Genomic DNA, 1200 nt, shown 5'->3' on the forward strand with positions numbered 1-1200 from the left:
AGTTTCAGCGACAGATGGATCGCCGGGTCTGCCCCGACGCATTCCACGACGCTGTCACACATCCGGCCTCTGGTCTGTTCCTCGATCACGGCCTTGGCTTCGCTCGCATCGAGCGCAATCGCGCCCATCGCCTCTGCCATGGCGCGCCGCTCCGCAACCAGATCGACCGCATAGACTTTCGCCGCGCCCATCAGGAATGCGCCTTCCACGGCCATCAGGCCAATCGGACCGCACCCGACCACGGCAACAGTCGCACCGGGATGAATGTCCGCGCCCTTCAGCCCATGCCAGGCCGTTGGCAAATTGTCCGTCAACAGAACGGCCTGGTCATCACTGATCCCGTCCGAAATGCGCGCCAGGCCAAAATCCGCGACCGGTACCATCGCATATTCGGCCTGCACGCCCTGCAGGCCGGGGCCGAGCCCATAGCAACGCCCGCCATGCGTGTCGCATTCATTCATATTGCCCGACATGCAAGGCAGGCACGCGCCACAGCCCACAGCGGCCGAGATCATGACCCGGTCGCCTGTCCTGAATCGCGACACGCCGCTGCCAGTCTCGACAATCTCGCCCACGGCTTCGTGCCCGACGCAATAGCCAGTCTCCTCGCTGAAACCGTGGCCCTGATAGATATGTAGGTCCGACCCGCATATCCCGCAGGCGGTCATCTTGACGATGGCGCTACGCGTATCTTCCGGTTTCAATTCGGGCGCCTCGCCATAAGCGATGTCGCGCCTGCCCTGATACAGCAATCCCTTCATGCGATCCTCCTCAGGCCGGCAGCCGGTCGGCGGGATAGTGCGGATAGCTCGCTTTCATCACGCCATGATTCAGCAGCATCTCGGCGACCTGCTTTTCGCCCGCCGCATCGAAGAAGCGTGTGCGGATCCAGTAATTCTCGACCCGTCGGCTTTCCGACAGTGCCACGACCTCGCGACGCAACAGATAGGTCTCTCCCACCAGGAGCGGCCCATCAACCATGCGAATTTCCAGATCGGCAAACAGACCAATCGCAGGTTGCTTGACCGGGAATTTGGAATTTCGGTTGGAGTAGTTTCCCAGCACACTGACCATTTCCAGGGGCACAATTGGTTTGCCCCACGGCCCCGCAGCGCCATCAGAGTATACATCCATCGGCTCTGTGATGACCTTCAACTTGTCAGCCAGTGAGAAGGGATAGAGATTTCCCATATGCTGATC

At 60.6% G+C, this 1200-nt stretch carries 1 protein-coding gene and 1 pseudogene; both read right to left on the minus strand.

Annotated features, from left to right (window positions below; all coding sequences use genetic code 11):
- Positions 1–761: alcohol dehydrogenase catalytic domain-containing protein (locus B4F73_RS02215; protein WP_290482409.1), on the minus strand; the 761-nt coding region annotated here is incomplete at its 3' end.
- A gap of 10 nt (positions 762–771) precedes the next feature.
- A pseudogene (locus B4F73_RS02220) lies at positions 772–1200 on the minus strand (hypothetical protein); the annotation flags it as partial.

The sequence above is a fragment of the Hyphomonas sp. UBA3601 genome (assembly GCF_002375605.1).
Classification (GTDB): Bacteria; Pseudomonadota; Alphaproteobacteria; order Caulobacterales; family Hyphomonadaceae; genus Hyphomonas.